The sequence below is a fragment of the Phormidesmis sp. 146-12 genome (assembly GCF_052939495.1).
In genome coordinates this window covers 18,809-44,022 of the sequence record NZ_JBJPHS010000003.1, presented here as the reverse complement: position 1 = coordinate 44,022, position 25,214 = coordinate 18,809, and the positions used below count along the sequence as shown (strand labels likewise).

Sequence of the window (25,214 nt, the reverse complement as noted above, 5' to 3'; positions counted from 1 at the left end):
ATCAAACGATCGCTGGGTGGATCAACAGTTCATTATCTCTGATGGTGGATCAACTCAACGTTCGCCAATCACGAATCGTTTGCTTCTTTTGCCTGAGATTTGCGACGACGACAACGTTCTGAGCAGTACTTTACATCGTCCCAGCAGTCTTCCCACTTTTTGCGCCAGGTGAAAGGCAGCCCACAAACGGGACAAATTTTAGTCGGCAAATCGGACTTTGAGCGGGCACGAGGCATGGTGACCAAGGTATTGAGCCATGTTACTGGATTCCTCTAGCTTAAACGCTGTAGCAAATTCTTCATAAAAAAATCTCCCCTGCCTCTTAGCTGAGACAAGGAAGAAAAGTTTTGCTGCGAAGCTTCACCTGTTCAGACGTTTCTAATCGTTGGTTCGCACTGATTTACGAGAACGGAGCATCGCGGCACCTGCCAGCAAAATGGCAGCGATCGCACCCGGTTCGGGCACTGTCTGGGTAGCAGGCTCTTCATCAGGGGTTGGGTTCGGAGCAGGTGGCTCAGGGGTAGGAATGATGACCGGAGGCTCGGTGACCGGAGGAATCACAACCGGAGGCTCTACAACCGGAGGATTCACAGCAGGAGGCTCGGTGACTGGAGGAATGACGACGGGAGGAACAACGGGAGGTTCTACAACGGGAGGAGCGATCGGAGGAGTGACAACGGGAGGAGTGACAACGGGAGGGGTCGGGATGCTTCCAGCAAAGCTTGGTTCAGCCGTGTTGGTGCCGTATTGAAAACGCACACTGCTGATCGCCTTGGCAAGGTCAAAACCAGCCGGAAGTCCAGATACGCCAAAGGAAAAGACGACAGATCCCTTAATCAAATCGCGATTGAGTCCGCCATTACCTGTCGTGGGGTTGTCACCTGCTGTCACGATGCCATAGTCTAGACCGCCGACGTTTTCAGTGCCAGACAGATTGGCTGAGGTGTCGAAGCGATTTTTGGGGCCAAAAAGTCCCAATCCTGCGGCGCTCATTCCGTAGTTGTAACTCGAACTGCCGATCGCCAGCTTAGAGTTAAAGCCCCATTCGCCGCCGACGTTTGTGGTGTTGGAGCTACCGCCATAGATGCTGGAACCATTGCCCAATCGTGCAGAAATGGGATTGAGCTTTAGATTATTGCCAATGTCAAAAAACAGTCCCGTCAAAACGTCTGTGGGAACCAGAGAATCGGCTGTGCTGGTATTGTTGAGCGCGATCGACAACACGTTATTCGATAAATCAAAGAGGGCGGATGCCGATCGTCCAGAGTCGGTGCCAGAAAATAGAACCGAAGAAGTAGATGCGGTCTGCGAGTTTACTTGGGCAAAAGCTGGTGCGCTTCCCAAAACGGAAAATAAGCCGAGTGCTACGAGAATTGACTGACTTGCTCTTGACGCGAGAGAGAACTTAAACATTGCGTGCAGAACCTTGGGAGTATATGTATAAATCTATACCCAAAGATTGATGAATATCCGACCCTTCTATCGAGCTTAATCCAGTCTTCACCTAAGTTAAAAATGAGAAAGCTCTAATAAAATCACTACGTGTTATTTACTATACTTATGTGTAATTTATAATGCCAAATAGTCGTTAACTACAGATATACACTTAGCTAACAGGTTTTATTTCTTTTCTGTCGTTGCGATCGCCCCTTCTGAGTGGCCTTGTCTATGTAAAGCTAAGGATGCTGACCTTGTATTTCTGATTTTCTTGATGAGCGAAACTGCACTTTCTCACATTCGTATTGTTTTGGTGGAGCCAGCCGGGGCGCTAAATGTGGGATCGATCGCGCGCATCCTCAAAAATATGGGGCTGAGACGTATGGTGCTGGTCAATCCCAGTTGTGATCCGCTGTCAGCCGAGGCGCGACAGATGGCAGTCCATGCCGCCGACCTGTTGGAATCCGCAGAAATCGTCCCGACGCTGCCCGATGCGCTCAAGGGATGTCAAAGAGCGATCGCCACCACCGTTCGTACCCGCTCCGTCGATACCCCGTTAGAGCATCCCAGAACTGCCCTACCGTGGCTGTTAGGAGACATAACAGAAGATCAGTCACAAGAAAGTCAGAGACCACAGTCGGCCTTGATCTTTGGTTCTGAAGATCGAGGCTTAAGCAACGAAGAACTGAAATATGCACAACGCTTTGTCTGTATTCCATCAAGTCCTGTTTATCAGTCGCTCAATCTGGCGCAAGCGGTGGCCATTTGTTGTTACGAGCTTTATCAGTGGGTCAGTCAGCCAATGACGATCAATCAATCCATTTCTACACCCACTTACAATTCAGAACTCGCCTCACTGGATGACCTGGAAGGCTACTACCAAAACCTTGAGGAATTGCTGCTTAAAATTGGTTATCTGCATCCTCACACGGCCAGCAGTCGCATGGAGAAATTTAGACGACTGTTAAATCGTGCTTATCCCGCTCCGACGGAGGTGGCTCTGCTGCGGGGAATTTTGAGACAGGTGGCCTGGGCGATCGAGACTCAAAAGCCGCGATCGTAAGTGCGAGTGACTCATTTAGGATTGCTATCAATCTGGCAATTCTTCTCAAATGTTTATTATTCAACCGACCACTTTGATGAACTCAATGTAAAATCCCTACATCTAGTGGGAGCGCTCGATCGTTCCCGTCAAAAAAATCGTCACACAAAAGGCGTTAAACCTGGCTCAAAGCCTATTCATCGATCGCTTGACTAAAGAGAGGAAGACCTAAATGCGGGATGGCAACGATCCAAATGCGCCTTTTGAGGGCAATGCTTCAGAAGAGAGACTTTCCCAACGTCCTGTTAACCAGCGGCCGAGACGCTTGAGCCAGCCTCCAGAGCCGCGTCCGATTCAAAAAACTCGACGACGTACCCGTCCTGAACCAGCCTCCCGAAAAGCCCCCCTTTCTTTGCAAAAACCGCCAGTCGATGCTTCACGCCCCAGCTTTAAACCAGAGAACGATCGCCCCGAAGCCAGCCGCAGACGACCTGAGAAGCGCGATCGCAAGCCCAATCCTGCTGTTAAAAAAAGCCAGTCTGATTTGCGTCGTCGCCAACGATCTCTTCGAGATACCCGCCAGGGGTCGCCCAAGCCTTATGCCACTCATCCGGCCAGCGTTCGACCGATGGCCAAGCCTGCTCGTCCGAGAACGCGATCGGGAGCCGCTCTTTTGTATGGAACTCGCCTGCTGATCTTGGGTGTGGGTGTGGGTGTGATCGCCGGAACCATTTTGTCTGTTTGGGACCCTGCCAGCCATTTCACCGCTGGAGCTTCTTCAGAAAAGACGGAAGTCACCCCAACGCCGCCCGTCTCAGAAACGCCAACGCTGCAACTGGGGCAAGAAATCACGCCGCTCAAAACACAGATTCAGACCTTGGTCGCCCAACAGCCGCAACTGACCGCGGGAATGATGGTCGTTGACCTAGATACCAACGCCTACTTCAACCTGAATGCGGCAACTCCGCTTCCTTGTGCCAGTACGATTAAGCTACCTATCCTGGTTGCTTTCTTTCAAGATGTTGATGCGGGAAAGATTCGTCTTGATGAGATGCTAACCATGCGTCCTGATCTGGTAGCAACCGAATCGGGAGATATGCAATACCAGCCTCCGGGCACCCAGTTTAGCGCTTTAGAAACGGCAACCAAGATGATCACGATCAGCGACAACACCGCGACAAATTTACTGATCGATCGCCTCGGCGGTAAAGATGCCCTTAACCAGCGCTTTCAGTCTTGGGGCTTGATGACTACCTCGATTCGCAATTTGCTTCCTGATGTCGAAGGAACCAATATGAGTAGTTCTCAAGATTTGGTGTTGCTGCTAGGTCTAGTTAGTAATGGAAAATTGTTGTCGATGCGATCGCGCGATCGGCTGCTGGAAATCATGCGCCAAACGGTCACCGATACCCTACTACCGAGTGGACTGGGAGAAGGCGCGACGATCGCTCACAAAACAGGCAATATTGGCGGCATGACGGGCGATGTTGGACTGGTGGATATGCCCAGCGGTAAGCGTTATCTGATTGGTGTCATGGTGAAGCGGCCCCGAAATGATGATCAGGGTGAAGAACTGATTCGTCAAGCGTCTCGGATCACGTATCAGTATTTTAGTCAACCCGCTTCTAACCAAAATGGGACGACTCCTCAAGGGGCCGTACAGCCGCGATCGAAGATTGCTCAACCTTAAAACAAACTAAACATTACGTAGAAACGCATCACTTCTCAGTTAGCAGTGCGCTTTGCTTAACTCAACACACCCGACAGGTAACGGTTTTGTTTAGTTCATAATCCTTGAGTGTTCCAAAACTGACTCATTTCTCTCTTCAAATATTCCTTCTTTAGAGAGACGCTCCGATCGATCGGGGTCACTACGCTTGGAGGATACTCAGAACATTACCGGAACCCATGCTGGGAACTGCGCTGCATTCACCATGAAATTAAATTCATCTCGGTTTAGACAGGTTTTCCTACCGATTAGTATCATTGCGTTTGCTATTTTTACAGGCAATCTGCGAGCGAATGCAGAAGATCCAAACTCAACAGAGTCTTTACCAGTCAACCAGTCTGAGATTGATTGGGAGCGGGTTCGATCCAACAAACCTGCTCAAGTTAGTGTGGCTCAAATCGCCAGCAGAGTTGCTGATCCGATTCCGGGTGAGGTGCCGACTTCTGCAAGCGAGTTGACTGGAGGGCAAGCATTCCTGACTGCTCAAACTACTACAACGCCCGGTGTTGTCACGCCTGCAAATGGGGCAGATACGTTAGCGCCTTCCGGCTCGATTACTGCGCCTAACGCAACGCCTAATGCAACACCTAACACGGTGCCTAACACAGTGCCTAACACAACGCCCAATACTGGTGTAAATCAGACCCCTGTAGAATCGATTCCTCAGACTCAACCTATCCAAACGCCTGAATCTACCCCTCAAACGACTCCGAGTCCGGCGGCTCAGACGACAGAAGTTTCTCCGGGGCGAGTGACACGATCGGGGTCTAGCTACATTGGAGTGGGCGGCAACATCGGCATTGGTAGTGGAGACACGGAACTGGGACAGGGTAGCTTTGCGGTCTTGAGTAAAATTGGGCTGCTGCCGTCGGTATCTGTGCGTCCTTCGGTGCTGTTTAGCGATGATGTGACAATTTTGGTGCCTGTTACCTACGACTTTAGTTTTGGCGAAGGGCCAACGGGAGGACTTGGGTTTGCTGCGGCTCCTTTTGTGGGTGTTGGGGTTGCGATTTCGACGGGTGATGACGCTGAGGTGGGGTTGTTGCTGACTGGGGGGATCGATGTGCCTTTGAGTTCTCAGTTTACAGCGACGGCTTCTGTCAATGCTTCGGTAACGGGGGAAGCCGCGATCGGGATTCTGCTAGGCGTTGGATATAACTTCCAGGGCTTCTAAAAGCGGATTGTATTGAAGATTAAATTGTATTGAACATTAAAAGGGCAATTGGTGAAAGATAGCTTTCTGATCCAATTGCCCTTACTTTATACCAATTGTATTTAATGTCTATTTGATGTGCTTGATGAAGTTCCTTCACTTCGTTATTGAGAGATTCTGCCCCGCAATACCAAATTGATCTTTGAACGCTACAGATCTTGCAGCCCCCTAAATCCCCCACGAGTGGGGGACTTTGAATGTAGAAGTTCCCCAGAGGTCAAGACTTTTCTAGGTTTCAAAGTCCCCCAGAATGGGGGATTTAGGGGGCGAAGGATCTGTAGCATTAACAGATTGATTTGGTACAACCCCTCAATCTAGGGAACTTTAAAAGAAAAATTCTAGATCATGCATTTGCAATCTATTGAATTTCTTGCTTCGCTGGTTGGTTGTGAATCATTACTTTTTGTTTGTGGTCGTTTTTGTGCGTAATACAACAGGGGCATTGACGCTGCGATCGACAATGGTAGTCGGTAATTCTTGATGGTAAACGCCTGATGGAATTAGACTACAGCCGCCATATTGGGACATAACTCGCTGTTGGGCCATGACATCTTCGCCACAATGGTTGAGCGGTAGGTCTTGCCAAAAGTTAAAGCCGCCGACAGAGCGAAGTTTTTGAGTGTCATACATTACGCAACCGCCTACCCAAGCAACTCGGTATTTGCGAGGATTTTTAGGGTCGAGGTTGAGACGCTGTTGTAGGTGAAAAAGATTGGCAGCATTGTGTAGACGCCAACGTTCCCATTCTGGCATTCCGGGTTGCAAGGCTTCGGGGTGAACTGGCTCATCCCAAAACTCGATCGCTTGCTCGTGGGGTCGAATGTCATCGACAAAACTGAGTCCCGTCAGCGCGCTTCCGACAAATCCACAGCGTTCTTGCTGAATTGCAGTCAGCATTTGCTCAATTACATAAGATTCTAGAATCAAGTCATCGTCGAGAAACAGTGCGTAAGGTGCAGTCACCTGGTCAAGGAGAAACTGTCGCTGCTCGGCCATTCCTCGACGCGGGAGATGTCTGTGGGTTGCGATCGAATGCTGGTGCGATCGCAACACTCGTAATGCTGACTGCACTTCACCAACCGCGATCGCATCAAAGGTCTCAGTCTGATCAGAAATGACAATGCGAAAATTCTGAAACGATTGAGCGATCAAACTGGTTAATGTGACGGCTAACGCTGAGGGGCGATTGTAGGTAGGAATGAGAACATCAACGATCGTCATTTCAACAATGGTATGAGGAATAGAATCTTAGAATCGTGAATCCAATAAACCCGACAATCAATTCGCGGCTAGTCGAACAAAACCTGCGAAGGCAGGTTAAGACGCTTTTCTAGTCTACTTTGTTCTGGTAGGCGCGGCTTGAACCGCCAGTCAAAATTACAGGCTGTTTAATCATTGATCCTCAACGACGAACCGTTAGATATTCGATTAGAGATTTGATGAGTGAATCACTAACTTCTAGAGCGCTGTCATCGCTTGAGTTAATTCGCTAGACAGATCAACGTCAGAAAGATCACGCTTTCTAAACAATACGCCTGCTAGAAAATAGGTGTTTCCTGAGTAGAAGGCCTGTTGATTAGCCTGAAGTTCTGCAATATGACTTTTCACCTTTGGTTCTGAACTGTAGTAACCAAATTGAAGCGGCGTGATCATAAAATCTTCAACACTATAGTTGTATATTTCACCTTGAGCGATCGTGCCCACTGGGTTAGAGTAGCTTGAGACCAACACCATGACGTTGGGATAGTCCAGCGTTAATAGAGAATTGGTAATGGCAGCCCCATCAAATCCGCCATACAGCAAGGGCATGAGAATATCATTATCGGGTGCAGGAAGGTAAGGAGGATTGGCAATGAGATATTGAGCCGTCGGTCTGGGAGTCTCAAAAAACGATCGATTGTGAATGAAATATTGATGATCTAACTCATATTGAGCCACTCTCGATTGAGCCACCTGAGAAGCCGAAGGATTTAATTCATATCCATGAACTTTACCGACAAAGTTAGTTCGTAAAAGTGAATTAATGACCGGAGTTCCATCACCACAGCCAAACTCTACGATCGTATCTACATCATCACAGTGATTAAAAACCAGACGCTCAAGACAATGGGAATAGAAATGAGATTCTTCGGGACAAAAGAAGACTTCTTTCTCAGAAACAGATTTGCGGGTGGACTGCGATCGCAACAAAATTCCAGTCAAGGTAATACCCTCGCTTTGTAAGAGTGTGTATAAAGACGAAGGGCAGACCAGATGCCTACCCCTCAAAACCGTTTATCAAACTGAGATCACGGGCAAAGGCTGTGTTTTTTCACCCTGACGGATTACTCGAACAACCGCCTCACTAGCACGATCGCCCATCAGTTTTTCCTGGTCGTAGCCCAAAATCATTTGCCATGCTTGAGCCGGATACATATCAATCAACGGCAGCGTGACATTTTGAATCATCCAGCGTCCGTGTCGCTCGTCTTCTTTGATGTGTAAATCCCAATAGCCCATGGCAGCGTCCGACAGTTTGAGTCGTTTTGCTGCTGCTAGATAGTTGTGATAAGCCGCCGGCCCAGCGACTTCAAAGTAAGCCAAACCGCCGTTGTAGCGCAGAAAATAACGCTTACATTCGGTGAGCAAAAAGTTGTGGTTAATGCTGGCTAACACTTCCCACGGTACAAGGTCAAAATAGGCTTCTGGCTGAATGCTGAGTCCAAGCTCGGTCAACATTTGAGCAAAGAAGGTAGAGTGTTTGCGCGAAAGACGACCATTGCCGTATTCTTCGAGCAAAACTTTGGTGAGAGTGGCTTGTACTTCATTCGCAGCACCGCCCAAAATGCGAGACAGCCGACTGGCTTCGATAAGACCGTCAAAGGAAGCGATCGCCAACAGATAGCGATAGCCTTCCAGAGTCATTTGTTCGCGCATGTAGTGAGCATCTAACGAAAGCGGAGGTTCTAGATCAGCATCAAAGCGATCGAGAATAGCTTGCTTTACATCCAGAGTTTTGTAAGCGTCGAGGTCAAAGTTTTCGAGTTCCCACTGCTGCCAAACGGTTTCGATCTGATCGCGGATTTTGTGCAGGTAGGGCGATCGCTCGTTTGTGTAATTGCTCAGGTCGTCATACCAGAAGAGATTGAGACGATTGATGCGGTAGAGAACTCGCTGAATAAACAGATGAGCCGCCTCTGAGCCGTCTTGAGTGTTGTAAGCCTGAATCAGGGCGGCGTGCAAAGCAGTCTCAAAAGTACTCACTTCCGAAGTGTAGCGCCGTAAGTTTTTGTCTAGGTTTTCCGCTTCCAGAAGTTTGCCAAAAGCTTGTTCAGCGCTGTAGTAAGGGTTGTGTTCTATCTGAGTCTCCAGAGGCTTAGGAATGACTCGCTCTTTTTCCAAACGTGTAACTAAGCTGCCCTGCATGTATTTCTCTGATCATTTGTATTTTCTCTAACATATTGATTGATTGATTTGTCTAAATACATCCACTTCAGAGAGAGAGCGTTGTCACCCTAAAGGCAGAGTTTATTGAGGTGCGATCAACTAAGATCCCCCATTAGTTTATGACCTTCTAACGTCTGAACCACACCATCTGACCCCAAAACAACCAGGTTAGCCAAATAAGATAATGAGTTGTGACGATCGTCCAAAACGTAAACTGATAAGACTCCTTCTGACTTTTGTGGCGTACTCTCTTCTGAGCTACAAAGCCACCTGGCCAACCACCTGCAAGCTCACATAGATGCAGCCTTTTCTCTGGAGTTCTGCGGTCTCTTCGTTGGGCACGAGCTTTGTCGTCAACATACATAGAATAAGTGATTAAACTCATTACAGGATAGAGAATGAGCGGCAGCGGATTGCGAGTGACCCAGGTGAAATGAACGGCTCCAGCCAGTGGCAAAATTGACAACAGTAATGTCGTGAATATTGGGAACTTGGGCTTGGATGCGATCGACGTGGAGAAAAAAGTAGGTTTGCTGCGTGCGCCTGAAATAAAAGCATCATAGGCACGGGCTTTGCCATCTGACTCAATCACTGTGTAGTAATAAATTGTGTCATTTGCTTGGGGACGACGAGTTACGTTTTTGAGGCCAGTGATATGTAGAAAAACTTCTGGGCTACCATCATCTGGTTGAATGAAACCAAATCCACGATCGTCTTTCCACTTTACAAGCTTTCCACTGCGTAGACTGAGTTTCATAAGAAGTCAAAGAAGTCAATAGCGTGATTTTTGTAACATTGATTACCCCTTATGCTACCCGATCGACCCACGAAGTCACCACGCTTAGATTGATTCAACAAAGCTGCTAATTTGCAGACCACTTGGTTAATGTAGTCAACTGATCCGCAGGCTATTATCATCTCCAGAAACCTAGGCTGCTCCCTGAGAAGTGTCGGACGATTCTACAAGTGGTAATTTAACAGGTGGCAACACATTGAGATCAGAAGGAAGCCATTCATCTTGTAGTTTCTTAATCGCGAACTCTTTTTGTTTTGCTTCAATTTCAATCCAGGGAGCCTGACGGTAAACGCTGGGCATGATGGTGATGTAATCGCTGTGACGCTGATCTAAAAAGGAGTCTGCTCCGTTAGAGATATGCACAACCTGCAAGTCTGGAGTCGCCCAAGTGCTACGAGCCAATGCAAACATTTCTGCAACGCTGGCATCTTCATAGCTATCTACTTTTTCATGAATAACATGATGATGAGCATCAAATAATAAGGGAATGTTAGCCGCCTGACAAATTGTACCAATCTCTTGACTGCTGTAGGTATATTCATCATTTTCTAAGGTCAAGCGAAGCCGAATATTATCAGGCAAATCTCGAATGACACTGATTAACCGATCGCCACGATCGCCCTTTCCACCATGAATATTCATCAATGCCCAGGGAGACTGCGGCAGTCCCAAAAAATCCATAATACGGGCATGAGTTGCCAAAATTTTGATGCTGGTTTGCACGACTTCAGGGCGGTCGGAACTCAACACCACAAACTGATCAGGATGCAGCACTAATCGAATTCCCAATGCCGAACTGCGATCGCCGACCTGTTTCATCTCATCCGCAAATTCAGGCAAGATTGCTTCGCTGATCGTGTCATCTGCAAATGGAAACAGCCCAGAACCCATGCGATAGAGACGAATGTTATTCGCATCGCAAAAGTCGATCGCCCGCCCAAGTCGCCGCAAATTTTCGGCATAAAGGGTTCGCAACATGGTTTCTTGCTCGGCGCGCTCGAACTGCAACAACCGTTTGCGCGTCACCGTCTTAAACCTGACTGCCTGCGATGCGGTAATGCAAACCAATCCTAATTGAGGCGTTATCATCCACTCACTGCCCAATTTATCTAGCTTTTAGTGGGTCATGTCCCCAGTTCATTAACGAATAGCGCCAGCGAGTATGTTCAATATCACCCGATGGCTTTTGAGCAGAGTGACGATGTACATAGCTGATGACGCGCTGCATTTGAGATAAGTCATCTTGGCTATACTCAGAGTGCTTTTTGTGGAGAAGTTCGACAATATGACGACCGGATTCATGCCCGATCGATTCCTCGTGTCCTTCCTTAATTTGTCCTACACTGCGAGACTCTTCGGTGTTTAGCCAAGACTCTAACTCACGAGCAGTCATATTAACAGCTTGCTGAAATTCATTAACAATTGTCTTTGTTTCTTCAACCATGTCTACTCCTCAACTTTATTTAGTGCATCCGCTTTATGAATCGCTTCTTTTCCCGTCTTTGCACTTTCGACTAAGTATTCGGGGTTGTCTTTTGAAGCGTCGAAGTGATGTCCTTTAAAGTCTGTTGGTTCAGTTAATTTCTTTTTGATCGTGCCTTCGGTGGTGCCTTGGGAAGTGTTCCACTCGACCCGATCGCCTTTCTTTAGTTCTTCGCTCATGATGATCCTGCATACTGCATTTCTAGAATAAAAGCGGATGCAAACTGTAACCTCTGTCTTGCGACGGTAGCGATTTGACCTTGCGACTGAATAAATTGAGACGACAATTACTTAGGGCTTTTGCACGCTTCGCTGTTTTAAAACGCTGAAGTTTTTGCGCTCCGCCATCCATTTAGTGAAAGGACGATCGCACCATGTATGACTATGATTTGTTTGTGATCGGGGCTGGGCCAGGAGGATTGTCTGCTGCCAAAAGAGCCGCAAAATATGGCGCAAACGTCGCGATCGCTGAAGCGAATCATCTCGGTGGCACCTGTGCAAACCTTGGCTGCATTCCCAAAAAGTTGATGGTCTATGCGGCTGATTTTGCAGACTGGTTTGAGGCATCAAAAGGCTATGGGTGGCAGGGTGAGCCGCCTCTGTTTGATTGGCAGCGTTTTGTGACAGCCCGAAATCAAGAACTCGATCGTCTGCGACAAAGCCATCAAAACTCATTACACAAAGCCAACGTTAATCTTTTTCAAGGTCGGGCGAAACTGCTTGACTTGCACACGATCGAAGTCGCGGATCAGAAAGTTACAGCTAACAAGATTCTCATTGCTACAGGGGGAAAGCCAATCAAACCGGACATTCCGGGTATTGAACATGCGCTAACTTCTGACCAAATGTTTAACCTCAAGCAGTTACCCAAACGAGTTGCAATGTTGGGGGCTGGCTACATTGGTGTTGAATTTGCGAGTGTGCTGCGCGGATTTGGATCTGAAGTTTTTTTAATGAACAAAGAGGATTGCATTTTGCATGGATTTGATCAATCCGTTAGTCAAGCTGTGCGAGAAGGTTTGTTAAAACGCGGAATTCACAATTTTTGCAATACTACGATCCACAAAATCACTCCAGTTAATGAAGGTCTGACTTTAATGCTTTCTAATGGTGAAACGATCGTGGTCGATACGGTTCTCTGTGCGATCGGGCGGTCTGCCAATTTAGAGAATTTAGGACTAGAGCAACTGGATGTGGAGATGGATCAAAAAGCGATCGCTGTCGATGCTCACAGCCGCACCAGTCAATCTCACATCTTCGCCGTGGGAGACTGCACCAATCGCAAACAACTCACCCCTGTTGCCCGTTCAGAAGGTCGCGCTTTTGCAGATACTCAGTTTGGCGACTATTCCTGGACAGTAGACTATGCCAGCGTGCCGTCAGCGATTTGTGCGCGTCCCGAAGCGGCTTCGATAGGACTCACCGAATCACAAGCCCAAGAAAAATTAGGAAAAATTCGCTGCTATCAAACAGAATTTAAGCCGCTCTTTCACAGTTTGAGTGGTCAAGATATCAAGATGTTGATCAAGCTAGTGACCGATGAAGAGAACGATCGAGTGATTGGATTACACATCGTTGGCGATAATGCTGCTGAGATCATTCAGGGATTTGTATTAGCAATGCAGCAAGGTATTACAAAACAAGACTTCGATCGTACGATCGGGATTCATCCCTCCTCCGCAGAAGAACTGTTTACGATCGCATAATTGCATGTAAATTAGATCCAGTTTTTTCGCTTCGTTGTCTGCGTCTTCTACCCCCCAACCCCCCAATTCTGGGGGACTTTAAGACAAGAGTTCTGGCTCAAAGTCCCTGATTTGTCCACCGTCTACAGTCCAACGTCCTTTACAAAATCTGCTCTAAAATTGTGGGGTCTTGAATCTCTTTGTCTCGCGCTAATAACAGCACTTTTGAGACGACTTCGGCCGTTTTGGGATCGGGATCGACGAAGGGCAAAAAGATCCTGCCGCGATGCTGAGAATGGACGGGTACAATGCAGAGCGATCCGCCGGGTTGACGATGGACGTTTGCGCTGCCCAAATGCACCGAGTAGCTGCCCAACTGTCCCTCGATCAAGACGTGAGCGCTTTGGAGTTGCACATTGTGAAGCTTTAACAATCGACAGGTTTCGCGGACTAACGCCGATCGCATCTCAACTGTGGAGGCCGTTGCTTCGGGATTGACTCCGCCTTGATGGGCCACACTCACGACTAAATCAAGATCGCGCATCACTTCGCTAAATAGACGAGGCGGCACTTCGGTTAACTCAATTGGCTTCCATTCGTCGCGACGGTAAAATCGAACGCCCTCGATCGTCAATCCTTCGACTTCTAGCGGCGTGTAAAATCCGTTGAGAAAATCGACTTCAGCAATCAGTCCCTCAGTGTGAAATGTCCGTCGAACGCCGACTTCGGGAGTCGCGATCCAGCCCCGCTGACCCCACAGCGCCAACGCCTGTTTTGGGTTGACTTGATGACCTTCGTAGCGACGAGACATCGATTCTGGCTGCTCGGCAGTCGTGGGAACGTAGAGTTCTCGAAAGATTTGCTTGAAGGGTTGCACTCGATCGCTGCCAAAACAATCTTGCTGCCACAAATGCCATTCCTGAGTCATTAACAAATCATGGGGATGGGCAATTCTCAACTGAGTGGAGGCGATCGGGGTGACGATTTGACTGTGATTTTTCAGGGCGGTTCCTTGATTGACGAGATAGCCAATTTCAGCATCGCCCATCAACACAAGCTGACTCAACAGGGGGAATAAGACCGGATGCTTTGCGAGTTGAATTAACTCTGTTGCAGTAAAGCGATCGCCTCGACACATCGCCTGCTCTAGCGAAATCCGAATCCGAGAAGCTTGTTGGGTGATTTCTTGCTTGCGAGCGGTGAGGACTTGAATTTCAGGCTGTTTTTTGAGCTTGGCAGGAATGGCTTTAAGCGGTTTTCCTTGTTTCGTCACCGTGATTTCTGGCGCACCTTCAACCGTAATGGCGAGACTGACGCTGACTTGATCGATCGTCACAACTTGAGCTTGATCCACGAGATCGGCGATCGCTTGCGCTTCCATAGCCCATTGGAGTCGCTGGGGATCGACAAAGCCTGCGGTACGTGCCAGGTTTTCGAGTCCGATCGAGACGGCTAACTTTTCGCTGGCCTGTCGCTGAGAGCCAAACTTTTTGCTGGTACGCAGAAATTCTTGGAGCAGTTGGTAACGATCGAGCATCTCACGATCGCGCTTTTTCCCCTTTGGCAGCGGCAACAATCCCAACGCTCGGACGGCATCCTGATGGCGCTTAGTGGTAATGCGATCGCGTAGCGTTTGGGACTCTAGATTGCCCAACATCGCATCTGCAAACAGCTTGGCGCGCTGGTGTCCGGCTCCACTTGAGGCATATTGGGCGGCTTCGTAGAGTTGGTTCCAGCGATCGGACTTGAGCAGTTTGTAGAGGCGATGAAACCATTCGACATCGACCGCCCCCTCGACTAGACTTTGAGCCGACAGCGGAGTTCGTTCGCTAATTTGGGCCACCCAGGTTTCGCGAACTTCTGGCTCAACGCTCCAACCGTTGTCTTTGGTGTGGGCATGAAACCACCAGACCGCTTCGGCAAATCCGGGACAGTCGATCGCGTGTTCGATATAGTGAACCCACTGCGGCGCATAAAAGGCAAATTGGATTAGATTTTCTGGCTTGATTTGGGCGGATTGAACGCGCTGAGAGAATTCGGCTGGGGTGTCATCTGGGGCCGGAAAGCTGACTCGCATCAGATGACTAAACACGGAGGCTTTGCTGAGACTGTTGTAGGCGTAGTGGCGTACCAGCTTATTGCGATCGAAGGCTTGAATCAGTTGGATGACAGTAGACATTCCCACAACGGACTTGAGCGCTCGTGCTGCTTGAGAAGCGGCTGTTGGCAAATCACCGCGCTGGAGTTCGATTGCTAGAATTCGCTGACGGGCCCGATCGGCCAGTTCCAATAAGAAAGGATGGGCGGTGTAGGTTTCGATGACAGTGCGACGAGTCAGATCTGACAGCGCCGGAAACGACTTTCTGAGATTGGCTTTTGCTTCGGCAGCATTGCCTGATTGTTGAATGGCATCGGTAGAACGGTCTTCAGCGCCCAACAGGTAAAACATCACATCCGCCTCTATTGCCCCGCCAAGCTGGTAAGCGTCGAATACATCCCACAGCGTTACGGTTCCTTGGTAACTGGGCAAAAAGCGATCGACCCAGCGTACTAGATGCCACCAGCGAATGCGATCGGACTCCCCATCAGATTGATAATGTCGAGCGAAATTAATCCAGTAGCCAATAAAATCGCTGACCTGTCGCTTGGCTCCCCAATAGCTTGAACTGTGTTCCCACTGGGGATCATTCTTCAGTTGCGTCAAGGGAATCGTGTCGAGCAGGGTGGCGATCGCGTCCAGGCAATAGTCAAAGACTTGAGTCGGCGGATGTAGATAAAGCAGCCATGCAATGATGAGATTGATTTGCGACGGATATCGTAGTGATGGCGGAGTTTGTCCCGTGTGGGCTTGCAGGTCAGCAACAACTCGATCCACCAGGCTGGATTCATCACTCAACTTGGCGACTTCTGACGTGTACGGATCTGAGCGGTAGTCAAATCGAGGGGCGATCGCTCGAATCAACTCCAGCCCATCGGCATCGCGCAGCGTCTCAGACCGATCGCGCCACCAGTTAAGCCAAACATCACTCAATGGCAATCGTTCCAGATTCTCCTCTCGCGACAGCTTTGAATAGAAGCGGGGAAAGTTCCAGTTCAGGTTGCCGAGGAGTTCTTCTTCTTGCTCGACTTTTACGGGTGTTTGGTGATGCTCGTGGATCAGGTCATCCAATGCCAGCAAACAATTCAGAGCGGGGAGGGTCGCGATCGCAACAGGCTTCATCACCTGGGGAGGCGCGATCGCTGTCAAATCGGCAGGCTGCACCAGTCCCAAAGCGTCTGTCAGCGTGGCTTCGGTTTCGGATTGCAAAATGCCTGTAAGTAATTGCGTTTCGGTGAGCGTGAGCTTCGATCGACGGGTCTGATAGTCAGTTGCCAAACTTTGGGCGCGATCGAGCAGACGATTTCGCTGTACCAGTTCGCGCAGAAGTTCGAGTCCGGCTTGACGTTGAGGGGCTTGTTTGGCAGTGAGTAACCGTTCTGCGGAGGCGATCGCCGCTTCATCCGATTGACTCAACAGCAAGCCCAAAATTCCTCGCCGCAGATCGCTGGCTTGACGGGTGAGCAGGTGTTCTAACTGGGTGCTTTCTAAGGGAACGATCGTGCACGCTTGTAGAAGCCGAATCACCTGTTCTCTCACATAGCTGCTGGCATCCCCGACCAGATCAAACAGCGCCGCCCGAATTTCACTGTCCCAGGGTTTGACCTCAGCCAACAATCCAGCAACATTGGCTCGTTCATAAGTGTCAAGCAGTGGCAGATAAGCAATGAGTCGCTTGGGCGATCGCGTTCCCAAATTTTGGATCAGCGCTGAGGCGACTAGATTTTGGCTGGATTCGAGCGTCACCCATTCCCAGACGATCGACTGCGTTTTGGGCTTAATCGGAAAGTTGGGTAAGGCTTGTTCTAACCGCTCAAACAAGTCAGACTGATGAATGTCTGTATCTCCCGTGTGAGAAAGCGCTTGCACCACAGTTGTCGCCACCTGCAAATCACGATCGTTCACCGCCGACAATAGGCTCATTCTGGCTGGCGCGATCTCTAGTTGAGCTAAAAAATGCACCGCAACAAATCGATGAGTGGCTTGGGGATGGTTGAGCAGCGGTACGGCAAGGTCGATCGCAGCCACGGCATCCCCAAATCCGGCTGACCACAGGGCTAAACAAACTAGCTGCGGGTCTTCACTTTCCAGGGCGGCAGATCGAGCATCCAAACTTTCGAGCAGATCCAGCACTTGGGCGATCAGTTGTTTGGCGAGTTTTTCGTTGAGTGACTCCAAACCGAACCCAAACCAGACATCCACCGCGCGAATTGTGGCGCTAAACCGAATTAGATTTTGCTCCAGAATCAATCGCAACATTCGCTGAAAGGCGATCGGGTGAGCTTCGTCGATCGTCTCCAAAATGGTTTGTCGCAAGCCTTCTTGTCGTTGGGCGGCGAGGAGTAAGCGTTCGATAAAGTCCCAGCCATCGGCTCGATTGGCAACCAGTAGCGCACGAGTCACATGCCGTCCCATTGCTCCGATGTCGTGATTGCCGCTGGCTGAAGCGGTCAGAATCTCGAAAATGGCTTGTCCTTCGGTGTGATCGATCGCGGCTGCAAACAAAATTCCTAACACATCGGATGCATAGTAGCCCAGGTATGGCACCCAGGCAGCAAACCACTCCAAATCCTGGTCATGGCCTTCTACAACATCAATCAGTTGTTGCAACCAACTTTGTCGCTTGTCTGCACTGTATTCAGCATGGTTTGGGGCGCGAAATGATCGCCGACTGTAGCCCGATCGATAAGGTAATTGTGCGATCAGTTGCCACGCAGATTCGACGATCGAGCCAAACCTGGGAAAGAGAATGTTGAAAATTTGCAGACGATCGCTGGGCGTAAATTGATCTAACTGTCGTCGCGATTGTTCTCGAACTTGATAGAACTGATGGTCGTCCGATCGCTGTCCGTCAGACCCATAACCGAGAATGGCATAGCCTATCGATCGCAGCCGTTCGTCAAGATCACTCAATTGTTGAATACGCTGCGATCGCCAATCTGCTACATAAACTGCTTGTAACTGAGCCTGTGCAACTTCGCGATTCAGCATTCTTTAATTCCTCAACAAATTCTTGACCCGCCGTTATTCACCCTAATTAAGCCCAAAATAGAGCGATCGTCACCCTACTGAAGTGCCTCCAGGTTTGATCGTTCTAAACGCTACCCGCCTACTAGCGGAACTAACCGTAAAAACAACAGTTGCGAATCAGGTTGCAATCTCACCACGTCCTCTAGATTTTCTTGCTGCTGCTCGTCGAGAAACACAAAATACAATCCGTCTGTAAACGCTTGTAGGGCTGTCTCGATCGATCGTTCCAGATTCACAGTTTGTTCTAGATCACGGCCACCCAAATCCACTTTTCCCTGCTCAACGCCCAGACTAATCTGACCCGGACTGACGACCCGCATCAGGCGACCCTGACGTTGACGAGCTTCAAATCCAGCAACTTCGGCGCAGACGATTTGAGTTAGCAAATTTCGTAGGGTGAGAGCGCCCTCAACTTCAGGCAAGGTTAGTTTCCAGTCAGAAAAGATGGGTTGAGTTTTTCCCATGACTTTCCCGGAGACAGTGAGTGTAGAGGCCATAGTGCTATTTGTTGAACCTGTACAAATGTACTATACAATACTTGAGTAAGTGCCCCTGTCGTTCAAAGTTCGCAAAGTCTTTAAACAAGGTTAGCTTTAGATTCCGTCGATCGCAAAGTGATGTTATTCATCGCTCATCAAATCTCGACGGCTTAAAACGTTTCTCGCTCACAGGTTGAGATTCTGAAAGTTCCCCTAACTCCATAAAAAAGAGAAGAAATACCTACCGCTTTTAGTACAGATTTTTAGTACAGAAGTTAATTGTTGCGGTGTCTTTTGCACCTGATCAATCAATACCGAAACGTTTCTCTCTGTGCTAACTCCAAAATCATAGGGAACTCTAGCGGCATTAATCTTAATCACTCAGCCGTCCGAATTCGGCAAGTGTCAGGGTGAAGTTCAATCCAGCCGTAATACTATCTAGAACGTTGAGGAAACAACATGGCGATAAAGAAGCTGATTTTACCTGCGGTGGCGGCGACTGCTGTGGTTGGAGGGGTAGCCGGATATTTTTACTTTAATAAAGCATCGGGAGATAGTGCAACCCCGATCGCAATTGCCAAAGTCATTCCTGATGAAGCGTATGCGGCGGCTTTTATCTCCACTGATGAACAAAATTGGGCAAAGCTCAAGCAGTTTGGCACCCCAGAGGCTCAACAGGCGTTTGAGAAAAGCTTTCAAGAATTTCGGCAAAAAATGCTCACTCAGTCTAATACGGACGTAGACAAAGACCTCAAACCGTGGATGGGCAACATGATGGTTGCGATGATGCCGGGGGCGAGCACCAAAGAGGCAAATATGGTAGTCGCGATCGCAATCAAAGATAAAGTGAGTGCCCTCAACTTTGCCAACAAGCTCAAAAGCGACTCAAAGGTTAAGAGCGTCGAAACTGATTACAAAGGAGTCAATGTTAGCGAATTTGTCAGTGAAAAAGGCAAAAAACCCGGCTACGCAGCAGTTCTTAACAACTCATACCTCATCGTCTCGTCGAGTAAGCCTTCGATCGAACAGGCGATCGAGTCTGCTCAGGGTAGCGCCTCTTTTGCGACTAAACCAGAAGCTGCGTCGCTCTTGGCTCAGAGTAGTGGAGAAGCTGTACTTGCTCGCTTTTACATCCCGGATTATGCAGCAATGGTACAAGCGATGACTAGCAATTCTAGTACTCAGATGAGTGCCTCTACTCTGGAATCGCTCAAACAAGTTAAATCGATGGCTGGCAACGTTAGCGTAGATGATATGGGGCTGCGCTTTAAGGGAGGGGTCACGGTCGATCCAAAAATGGCGATCGAATTTAAGCCCTCTCCGGGCAAGGTCGTGGGTCAGTTTCCAGCCGATACGTTTGCGCTCATCTCTGGTGCCAATATTAGCGGCTATTGGAGTCAGTTTGTGGCTCAAACTAAAGACAACCCAGACAGCCAGAAAGTAATAGACGCAATGCGGGGCAACAGTCAAATGATTGGTCTTGATCTGGACAAAGACATTTTTGGCTGGATGAATGATGAGTTTGCGATCGCAATGGCTCCTGTCAATCAAGGCATGATGGCCCAACTGGGATTTGGCCAGGTCATGGTGTTTAAGACGAGCGATCGTAAAACGGCTGAAACAACGTTGGGTAAGCTGGATACGATCGCCAAGCGTCAATTTCTAAATGTCGCTCAACGAGACGTGAATGGCAAAAAAGTCACTGAATGGAAAGCGCCCCAGGGCACGATACTTGGTCATGGTTGGCTAGACGACAACACCGTTTTTATTGCAACAGGCGATCTGGTCACTACCCTGTCGAGTCAGCCCAGTCCTTCCCTAGAAGCCAGCGATAGCTTTAAAGCGGTGACAGCTTCTCTACCCAAGCAAAACATCGGTTACTTTTACATGGATGTGGAGAAAACAATGGCTCTAGTTAATAAAGCTACGCAGCTTTCTCAAACTTCGACGATGAAGCCAGAGACGACTGCCATTCTAAATTCGATCAAGAGCATCGGTGGAACAACGACTCAACTGGATAAAACAACTAGCCAATTTGAAGCGGTGCTGGCTTTTAAGCCCAAACAGTAGTGTTCTAATTGATCAAAGTGGTGTAATAAAGGATGTGTTGGTCTTGAACTGATGCATCCTTTGCTTTTTGAGTAATCGTTTTGAGCAATCGTTTTGAGTAATCGTAAAACTGCACTATCCACAGTTAAAGTAGTGTGGCATTCAGGATTAGCGGTTTTGTTTAGTAGGGGTTGGACAATGACTTACTTTATGGGTGTTGATATTGGAACTACCAGTACAAAAGCGATCGTTGTTTCTTCAACTGGTGAGATGAAAGGTCTTGCTAGCCGAGACTATCCTTTGCTCTCTCCGCAGCCTCGGTTCGCCGAACAAGACCCAGACGTGATCTTTTTGGCTGTGTTGCAGTCTATTCAAGCAGTCATGCAGCAGACTAATTTATCTAGTCGAGAGATTGCTGCTGTGGGATTGGGGTCTGCGATGCATAGTTTGATTGTCATGAGCGCTGATCATCAGCCACTCAGCCAGAGTATTACCTGGGCCGATAGTCGCAGTGTTGTTCAAGCTCAACAGTTAAAACAAAGTCCGATCGGACTTCAGATCTACCAAAAAACAGGAACGCCACTTCATCCAATGTCACCTTTGACCAAGTTAATCTGGATGCGAGACTGTGAGCCAGACTTGTTTCACAAAGCAGTCAAGTTTATCTCAATCAAAGAGTATGTTTTATATCAATGGTTTGAGCAATATGTAGTGGATTATTCGATCGCGTCTGCTACGGGGTTGTTTAATCTCAAGACACTAACCTGGGATACAGAAGCTTTAGAACTTGCTCAAATTCAAATTGGTCAACTGAGCGAGTTAGTTCCTACAACTCATCGATTGCAGGGGATTAAACCTCACTTTGCTGAAATGATGGGGCTAGATTCTAATACACCTGTTGTCATCGGCGCGAGTGATGGCGTATTAGCAAATCTGGGAGTCGGCGCGATCTCAGCCAATCAGCTTGCCATTACGATCGGGACAAGTAGCGCTGTGCGAAAAGTAGTTTCTCAACCCATCACCGACCAGCAAGGACGAACGTTTTGCTATGCTCTGACCGATCAGCATTGGGTTGTCGGCGGCCCTTCTAACAATGGGGGAATTGTACTTCGATGGTTTCGCGATCGCTTTGGACAACCTGAAATCGCACAAGCTACCCAACACCATCAAGATGCTTATGATCTGTTGATCCAGTTAGCTGAGACGGTGCCTGCGGGAGCCGACGGACTCCTATTTCTGCCCTTTCTCTCTGGCGAGCGTGCGCCCTACTGGAACGCAGAAGCACGAGGGGTCTTTTTTGGAGTCGCCTTACACCATGAGCGATCGCATTTTGTCCGGGCTGTCCTAGAAGGCATCTTGTTTGCAGCTTATAGTATTACGACTGTTTTGAGTGACCTCACCGAGACAAGTCAAACGATATTAGCATCGGGCGGCTTTGCGCGATCGCAAGCTTGGCGACAGATGATGGCTGACCTGTTTGGTCTCGACGTTTTGACCCCAGAAGTCTATGAGGCGAGCGGATTTGGGGCAGCCGTCTTAGCGATGTATGCTGTAGAGGAGATTAGCCAATTAGAAGCGGTGCGATCAATGATTCGGATTCGCGATCGACATTCTCCAAACTTACAGCAGACTCAGCGCTATCACAAATTATTTGAGCGATATCAACGGCTATATGATCAGCTAGAACCAGAGTTTGCAACCCTTGATCTTGATTAACGCCAACTTTAGGGGACTTTCAGACCAGATTTCTAGTTCAATGGCTTTTATTTAGCGGAGATTTAGGAGGCTGCCTGAATTAATAATCGCAGCGAAAGTCATCGAATTCACGTTTGATTAAAGTTAAAGTGATGCATCCACGATCGCTCTCTGTTGAAGCCCTACGGTTGAAGAACTACGGTTGAAGCCCTACTATCCCAGCGTGACCGAGAACTCAGTCTTATGCCAATCCATCCCAGCTTCAAGATTGTTAAAGACAGGCGTGACTACAATGCTTGGGTCGCCGCAGAAACGCTAGAAGATTATGCGCTCCGGTTTGCTCCCAAATCTTTTAGAAAGTGGTCAGAGTGGCTCGTGACTAATACCGCAACGGGAGGGCTGTCATTTTTAGCCCTAGAAGCGATCGGCGGTTCTCTCTCGATTAACTATGGGTTTGCCAATTCTGTTTGGGCGATTATGGCGGTTGGGCTGATCATCTTTTTGACGGGGTTGCCGATCGCCTACTATGCGGCCAAATACAATATTGATATGGATCTGCTGACGCGGGGGGCGGGCTTTGGTTATATTGGCTCGACGATTACTTCCTTAATCTATGCCTCGTTTACGTTTATCTTCTTTGCGATCGAGGCGGTGATCATGGCCCAGGCCTTGGAGCTATATTTTCATCTGCCGTTGGCGATCGGCTATGTCGTTTGTTCTTTAGCGATTATTCCCCTGGTCTTTTTTGGGGTGACTGTCATTAATCAATTGCATCTCTGGACTCAGCCACTCTGGTTGACGCTGATCCTGTTACCTTATGGATGCATTCTCTACAAACAGCCGGATGCGCTGTCTAGTTGGATGCGTTTTGCGGGACAGTCGAGCAGTGGGGCGGCGTTTGATCCGCTTTTGTTTGGCACTGCGGCAACGGTTTGTTTTTCTTTGATTGTGCAAATTGGCGAGCAGGTAGATTACTTACGATTTTTGCCCGACAAACAAGAAAATAATCGCGGTCAGTGGTGGTTAGCGGTGGTCTTGGCGGGGCCGGGCTGGATCTTTTTGGGCTGTGCAAAGCAGTTAGGTGGGGCGTTTTTAGCAGCGTTGGCGATCGGACATGGGGTGAGTTTTGTTCAAGCCAAACAGCCCACTCAGATGTATTCAGTCGCGTTTGAGTCGGTCTTCTCAAATCCAGAGGTTGCTTTGGCCGTCACGATTTTTTTCGTAATTTTGTCTCAGATCAAGATCAATGTCACGAATGCTTATGCGGGATCGCTGGCCTGGTCAAACTTTTTCTCTCGGCTCACCCACAGTCACCCAGGGCGCGTTGTTTGGCTTTTTTTTAATGTCGCGATCGCTCTACTATTAATGGAGCTAGGCGTTTTCTCAACCTTGGAAGCGGTGCTGGGACTGTACTCGAATGTCGCGATCGCTTGGGTAGGGGCATTGGTGGCTGATCTGGTGATCAATAAGCCCTTGGGTCTGAGTCCTTCTTATATTGAGTTTAAGCGGGCGCATCTCTACAACTTTAATCCCGTCGGGTGTGGCTCGGTTTTGATTGCGTCGATCGTCTCAATGGCTGCTTTTGTAGGAATGTTTGGCTTAGTTGCTAAGGCGTTTGCGTCATTTATTGCGTTGGGATTGGCGATGGTACTGGCTCCGACGATCGCGCTGCTCACTCAAGGAAAGTACTACATCGCTCGCGAAGATGCTTATTCAACTTGCACCCACACGATCGATTGTTGCATCTGTGAGCAGGAATATGAACCTCAAGATATGGCGTTTTGTCCGGTGTATGAGGACTCCATTTGCTCTTTGTGTTGCAGCCTTGATATGCGCTGTCACGATGCCTGTAAACCCACGGTGATTCCCGATAAGAAATTAGAGGCTCCGATCGTCAGAAGCTTTTTGCGAGACAAGCTTTCTCCACAGCTAGAAGTCAGGCTGCTGAAGTATCTGGCGGTGTCTTTTTCTTTATCGACGCTGTTAGGAGTCATGTTGGGTGTGGTCTATTATCAGCAGGTGATGAGCAACTCTGGTTTAGACAAGCTCACTGTCCAGCGGCTAACTGCGACCTTGATTGAGGTGTCGGCTGTGTTGTTTGTGCTGATTGGCATTGGCTCCTGGTGGCTGGTCTTGACTCAAGAAAGTCGGCAACTTGCCCAAGAAGAACTCGACAAGCAAAATCTTTTATTGCAGCAAGAAATCGAAGAGCGTCAGTTAGCCGAAGTCCAACTTCAAGAAAAAGCCCAACAGCTTGAACAAACCCTGTACAATTTGCAACAGGCCGAAGCTCAACTGATTCAGACTGAGAAAATGGCGGCCCTGGGCGGACTGGTCGCCGGAATTGCTCATGAGATTAATACGCCGATCGGCATCGGGGTGACGGCGGCCTCATTGTTAGTTGAGAAAACGACTGCTTTTTCAGATTCCTTTAGGCGCAACACGATGAAGCGATCGGACTTAGAGAAGTTTCTCGCGCTCGCGCAACAAAGTAGCCAAATGACGTTGACCAATCTAAATCGAGCAGCGCAATTGATCCAGAGTTTTAAGCAGGTGGCGGTGGATCAATCCAGTGAGTCGAGGCGGGTGTTTAACTTTAGGGCTTATCTAGAAGAAGTTTTATTACAGCTTAGTCCGATCGTCAAAACCACGACCCATCTAATTGAAGTGCAGGGCGATCGTCATCTCACGCTCAACAGCTATCCGGGGGCATTTTCGCAAATTGTGACTAACCTGGTGATGAATTCTCTACTTCACGCTTACTCGCCCGGAGAACAAGGACATATTACATTACGCTTCGAGCAGATTGAGGAGCAGATCATTTTTGAGTATGCTGATGACGGTCAAGGAATTCCCTTAGAAAACTTGAGCAAAATCTTTGAACCCTTTTTCACCACAAAACGCGGTCAGGGAGGCAGTGGGTTGGGATTACATATTGTCTACAACCTGGTAACTCAAAAGCTGGGTGGAAAAATTCAGTGTGAGAGCCGACCTTCTATGGGAGCAAAATTCATCATTAAGCTACCAAAACCTTAAAACCGTTGAACCATGAT

Annotated in this window: 18 protein-coding genes; 7 read left to right on the top strand and 11 right to left on the bottom strand. The window is 48.6% G+C overall.

The features are described 5' to 3' along the window. Nucleotides 1–68: 68 nt before the first annotated feature. Nucleotides 69–236: a DUF2256 domain-containing protein gene (locus tag ACKFKF_RS02185; RefSeq protein ID WP_446858473.1), complete on the bottom strand. Its 168-nt coding sequence runs from the start codon at nt 234–236 to the stop codon at nt 69–71. A 142-nt stretch (nt 237–378) separates the two neighbouring features. Next, complete coding sequence (locus ACKFKF_RS02180; protein WP_446866177.1) at nt 379–1,413, bottom strand: XDD4 family exosortase-dependent surface protein; 1,035 nt, start codon at nt 1,411–1,413, stop codon at nt 379–381. A gap of 298 nt (nt 1,414–1,711) precedes the next feature. Between ACKFKF_RS02180 and ACKFKF_RS02175 the strand changes: the two genes are divergently transcribed. The 3 genes from ACKFKF_RS02175 to ACKFKF_RS02165 all read left to right on the top strand — a co-directional run bounded on the left by ACKFKF_RS02175 (nt 1,712) and on the right by ACKFKF_RS02165 (nt 5,382). Continuing rightward, nucleotides 1,712–2,500, top strand: coding sequence for an RNA methyltransferase (locus tag ACKFKF_RS02175; RefSeq protein ID WP_446866175.1), 789 nt, complete (start codon nt 1,712–1,714; stop codon nt 2,498–2,500). Nucleotides 2,501–2,711: 211 nt separating this feature from the next. Then, nucleotides 2,712–4,169, top strand: a complete 1,458-nt coding sequence (locus ACKFKF_RS02170) for a serine hydrolase (protein ID WP_446866174.1) — start codon at nt 2,712–2,714, stop codon at nt 4,167–4,169. Nucleotides 4,170–4,413: 244 nt separating this feature from the next. Beyond that, entirely contained in the window at nt 4,414–5,382 is a 969-nt protein-coding gene (locus ACKFKF_RS02165; protein WP_446866173.1) for a hypothetical protein, read from the top strand. 435 nt (nt 5,383–5,817) lie between these two features. On the opposite strand, the gene ACKFKF_RS02160 is transcribed toward ACKFKF_RS02165, so the two are convergent. The 7 genes from ACKFKF_RS02160 to ACKFKF_RS02130 form a co-directional block, all read right to left on the bottom strand. Then, a complete protein-coding gene (locus ACKFKF_RS02160) occupies nt 5,818–6,642 on the bottom strand; it encodes a glycosyltransferase family 2 protein (RefSeq protein ID WP_446866171.1) in 825 nt (274 codons plus the stop codon). Nucleotides 6,643–6,879: 237 nt separating this feature from the next. Further along, a complete protein-coding gene (locus tag ACKFKF_RS02155; protein WP_446866170.1) occupies nt 6,880–7,623 on the bottom strand; it encodes an SAM-dependent methyltransferase in 744 nt (247 codons plus the stop codon). Nucleotides 7,624–7,698: 75 nt separating this feature from the next. Further along, complete coding sequence (locus tag ACKFKF_RS02150) at nt 7,699–8,826, bottom strand: iron-containing redox enzyme family protein (protein ID WP_446866169.1); 1,128 nt, start codon at nt 8,824–8,826, stop codon at nt 7,699–7,701. Between the two features lie 148 nt (nt 8,827–8,974). Further along, nucleotides 8,975–9,604 carry a DUF1294 domain-containing protein gene (locus ACKFKF_RS02145; RefSeq protein ID WP_446866168.1) on the bottom strand — a complete coding sequence of 210 codons (630 nt, stop codon included), beginning with the start codon at nt 9,602–9,604 and terminating at the stop codon, nt 8,975–8,977. A gap of 171 nt (nt 9,605–9,775) precedes the next feature. Beyond that, nucleotides 9,776–10,732, bottom strand: coding sequence for a UV DNA damage repair endonuclease UvsE (gene uvsE, locus ACKFKF_RS02140; RefSeq protein ID WP_446866167.1), 957 nt, complete (start codon nt 10,730–10,732; stop codon nt 9,776–9,778). A gap of 16 nt (nt 10,733–10,748) precedes the next feature. After that, nucleotides 10,749–11,087, bottom strand: a complete 339-nt coding sequence (locus ACKFKF_RS02135; RefSeq protein WP_446866166.1) for a DUF3140 domain-containing protein — start codon at nt 11,085–11,087, stop codon at nt 10,749–10,751. Between the two features lie 2 nt (nt 11,088–11,089). Further along, entirely contained in the window at nt 11,090–11,305 is a 216-nt protein-coding gene (locus ACKFKF_RS02130) for a DUF2945 domain-containing protein (RefSeq protein ID WP_446866165.1), read from the bottom strand. 194 nt (nt 11,306–11,499) lie between these two features. On the opposite strand from ACKFKF_RS02130, the gene gorA reads away from it, so the two are divergent. Beyond that, nucleotides 11,500–12,831: a glutathione-disulfide reductase gene (gene gorA, locus ACKFKF_RS02125; RefSeq protein WP_446866164.1), complete on the top strand. Its 1,332-nt coding sequence runs from the start codon at nt 11,500–11,502 to the stop codon at nt 12,829–12,831. Nucleotides 12,832–12,970: 139 nt separating this feature from the next. Here gorA and ACKFKF_RS02120 read toward each other — a convergent pair whose 3' ends face one another. Continuing rightward, a complete protein-coding gene (locus ACKFKF_RS02120) occupies nt 12,971–17,899 on the bottom strand; it encodes a DUF5724 domain-containing protein (protein ID WP_446866163.1) in 4,929 nt (1,642 codons plus the stop codon). A 110-nt stretch (nt 17,900–18,009) separates the two neighbouring features. Further along, nucleotides 18,010–18,435: a hypothetical protein gene (locus ACKFKF_RS02115; protein WP_446866162.1), complete on the bottom strand. Its 426-nt coding sequence runs from the start codon at nt 18,433–18,435 to the stop codon at nt 18,010–18,012. 441 nt (nt 18,436–18,876) lie between these two features. Between ACKFKF_RS02115 and ACKFKF_RS02110 the strand changes: the two genes are divergently transcribed. From ACKFKF_RS02110 to ACKFKF_RS02100, 3 genes are all read left to right on the top strand, one after another. Beyond that, entirely contained in the window at nt 18,877–20,487 is a 1,611-nt protein-coding gene (locus ACKFKF_RS02110; protein WP_446866161.1) for a DUF3352 domain-containing protein, read from the top strand. Between the two features lie 93 nt (nt 20,488–20,580). Continuing rightward, nucleotides 20,581–22,182 carry a gluconokinase gene (locus ACKFKF_RS02105; protein ID WP_446866160.1) on the top strand — a complete coding sequence of 534 codons (1,602 nt, stop codon included), beginning with the start codon at nt 20,581–20,583 and terminating at the stop codon, nt 22,180–22,182. A gap of 222 nt (nt 22,183–22,404) precedes the next feature. After that, nucleotides 22,405–25,197 (top strand): ATP-binding protein, encoded by a 2,793-nt coding sequence (locus ACKFKF_RS02100; RefSeq protein WP_446866158.1) that lies wholly within the window; start codon nt 22,405–22,407, stop codon nt 25,195–25,197. Nucleotides 25,198–25,214 lie beyond the last annotated feature (17 nt).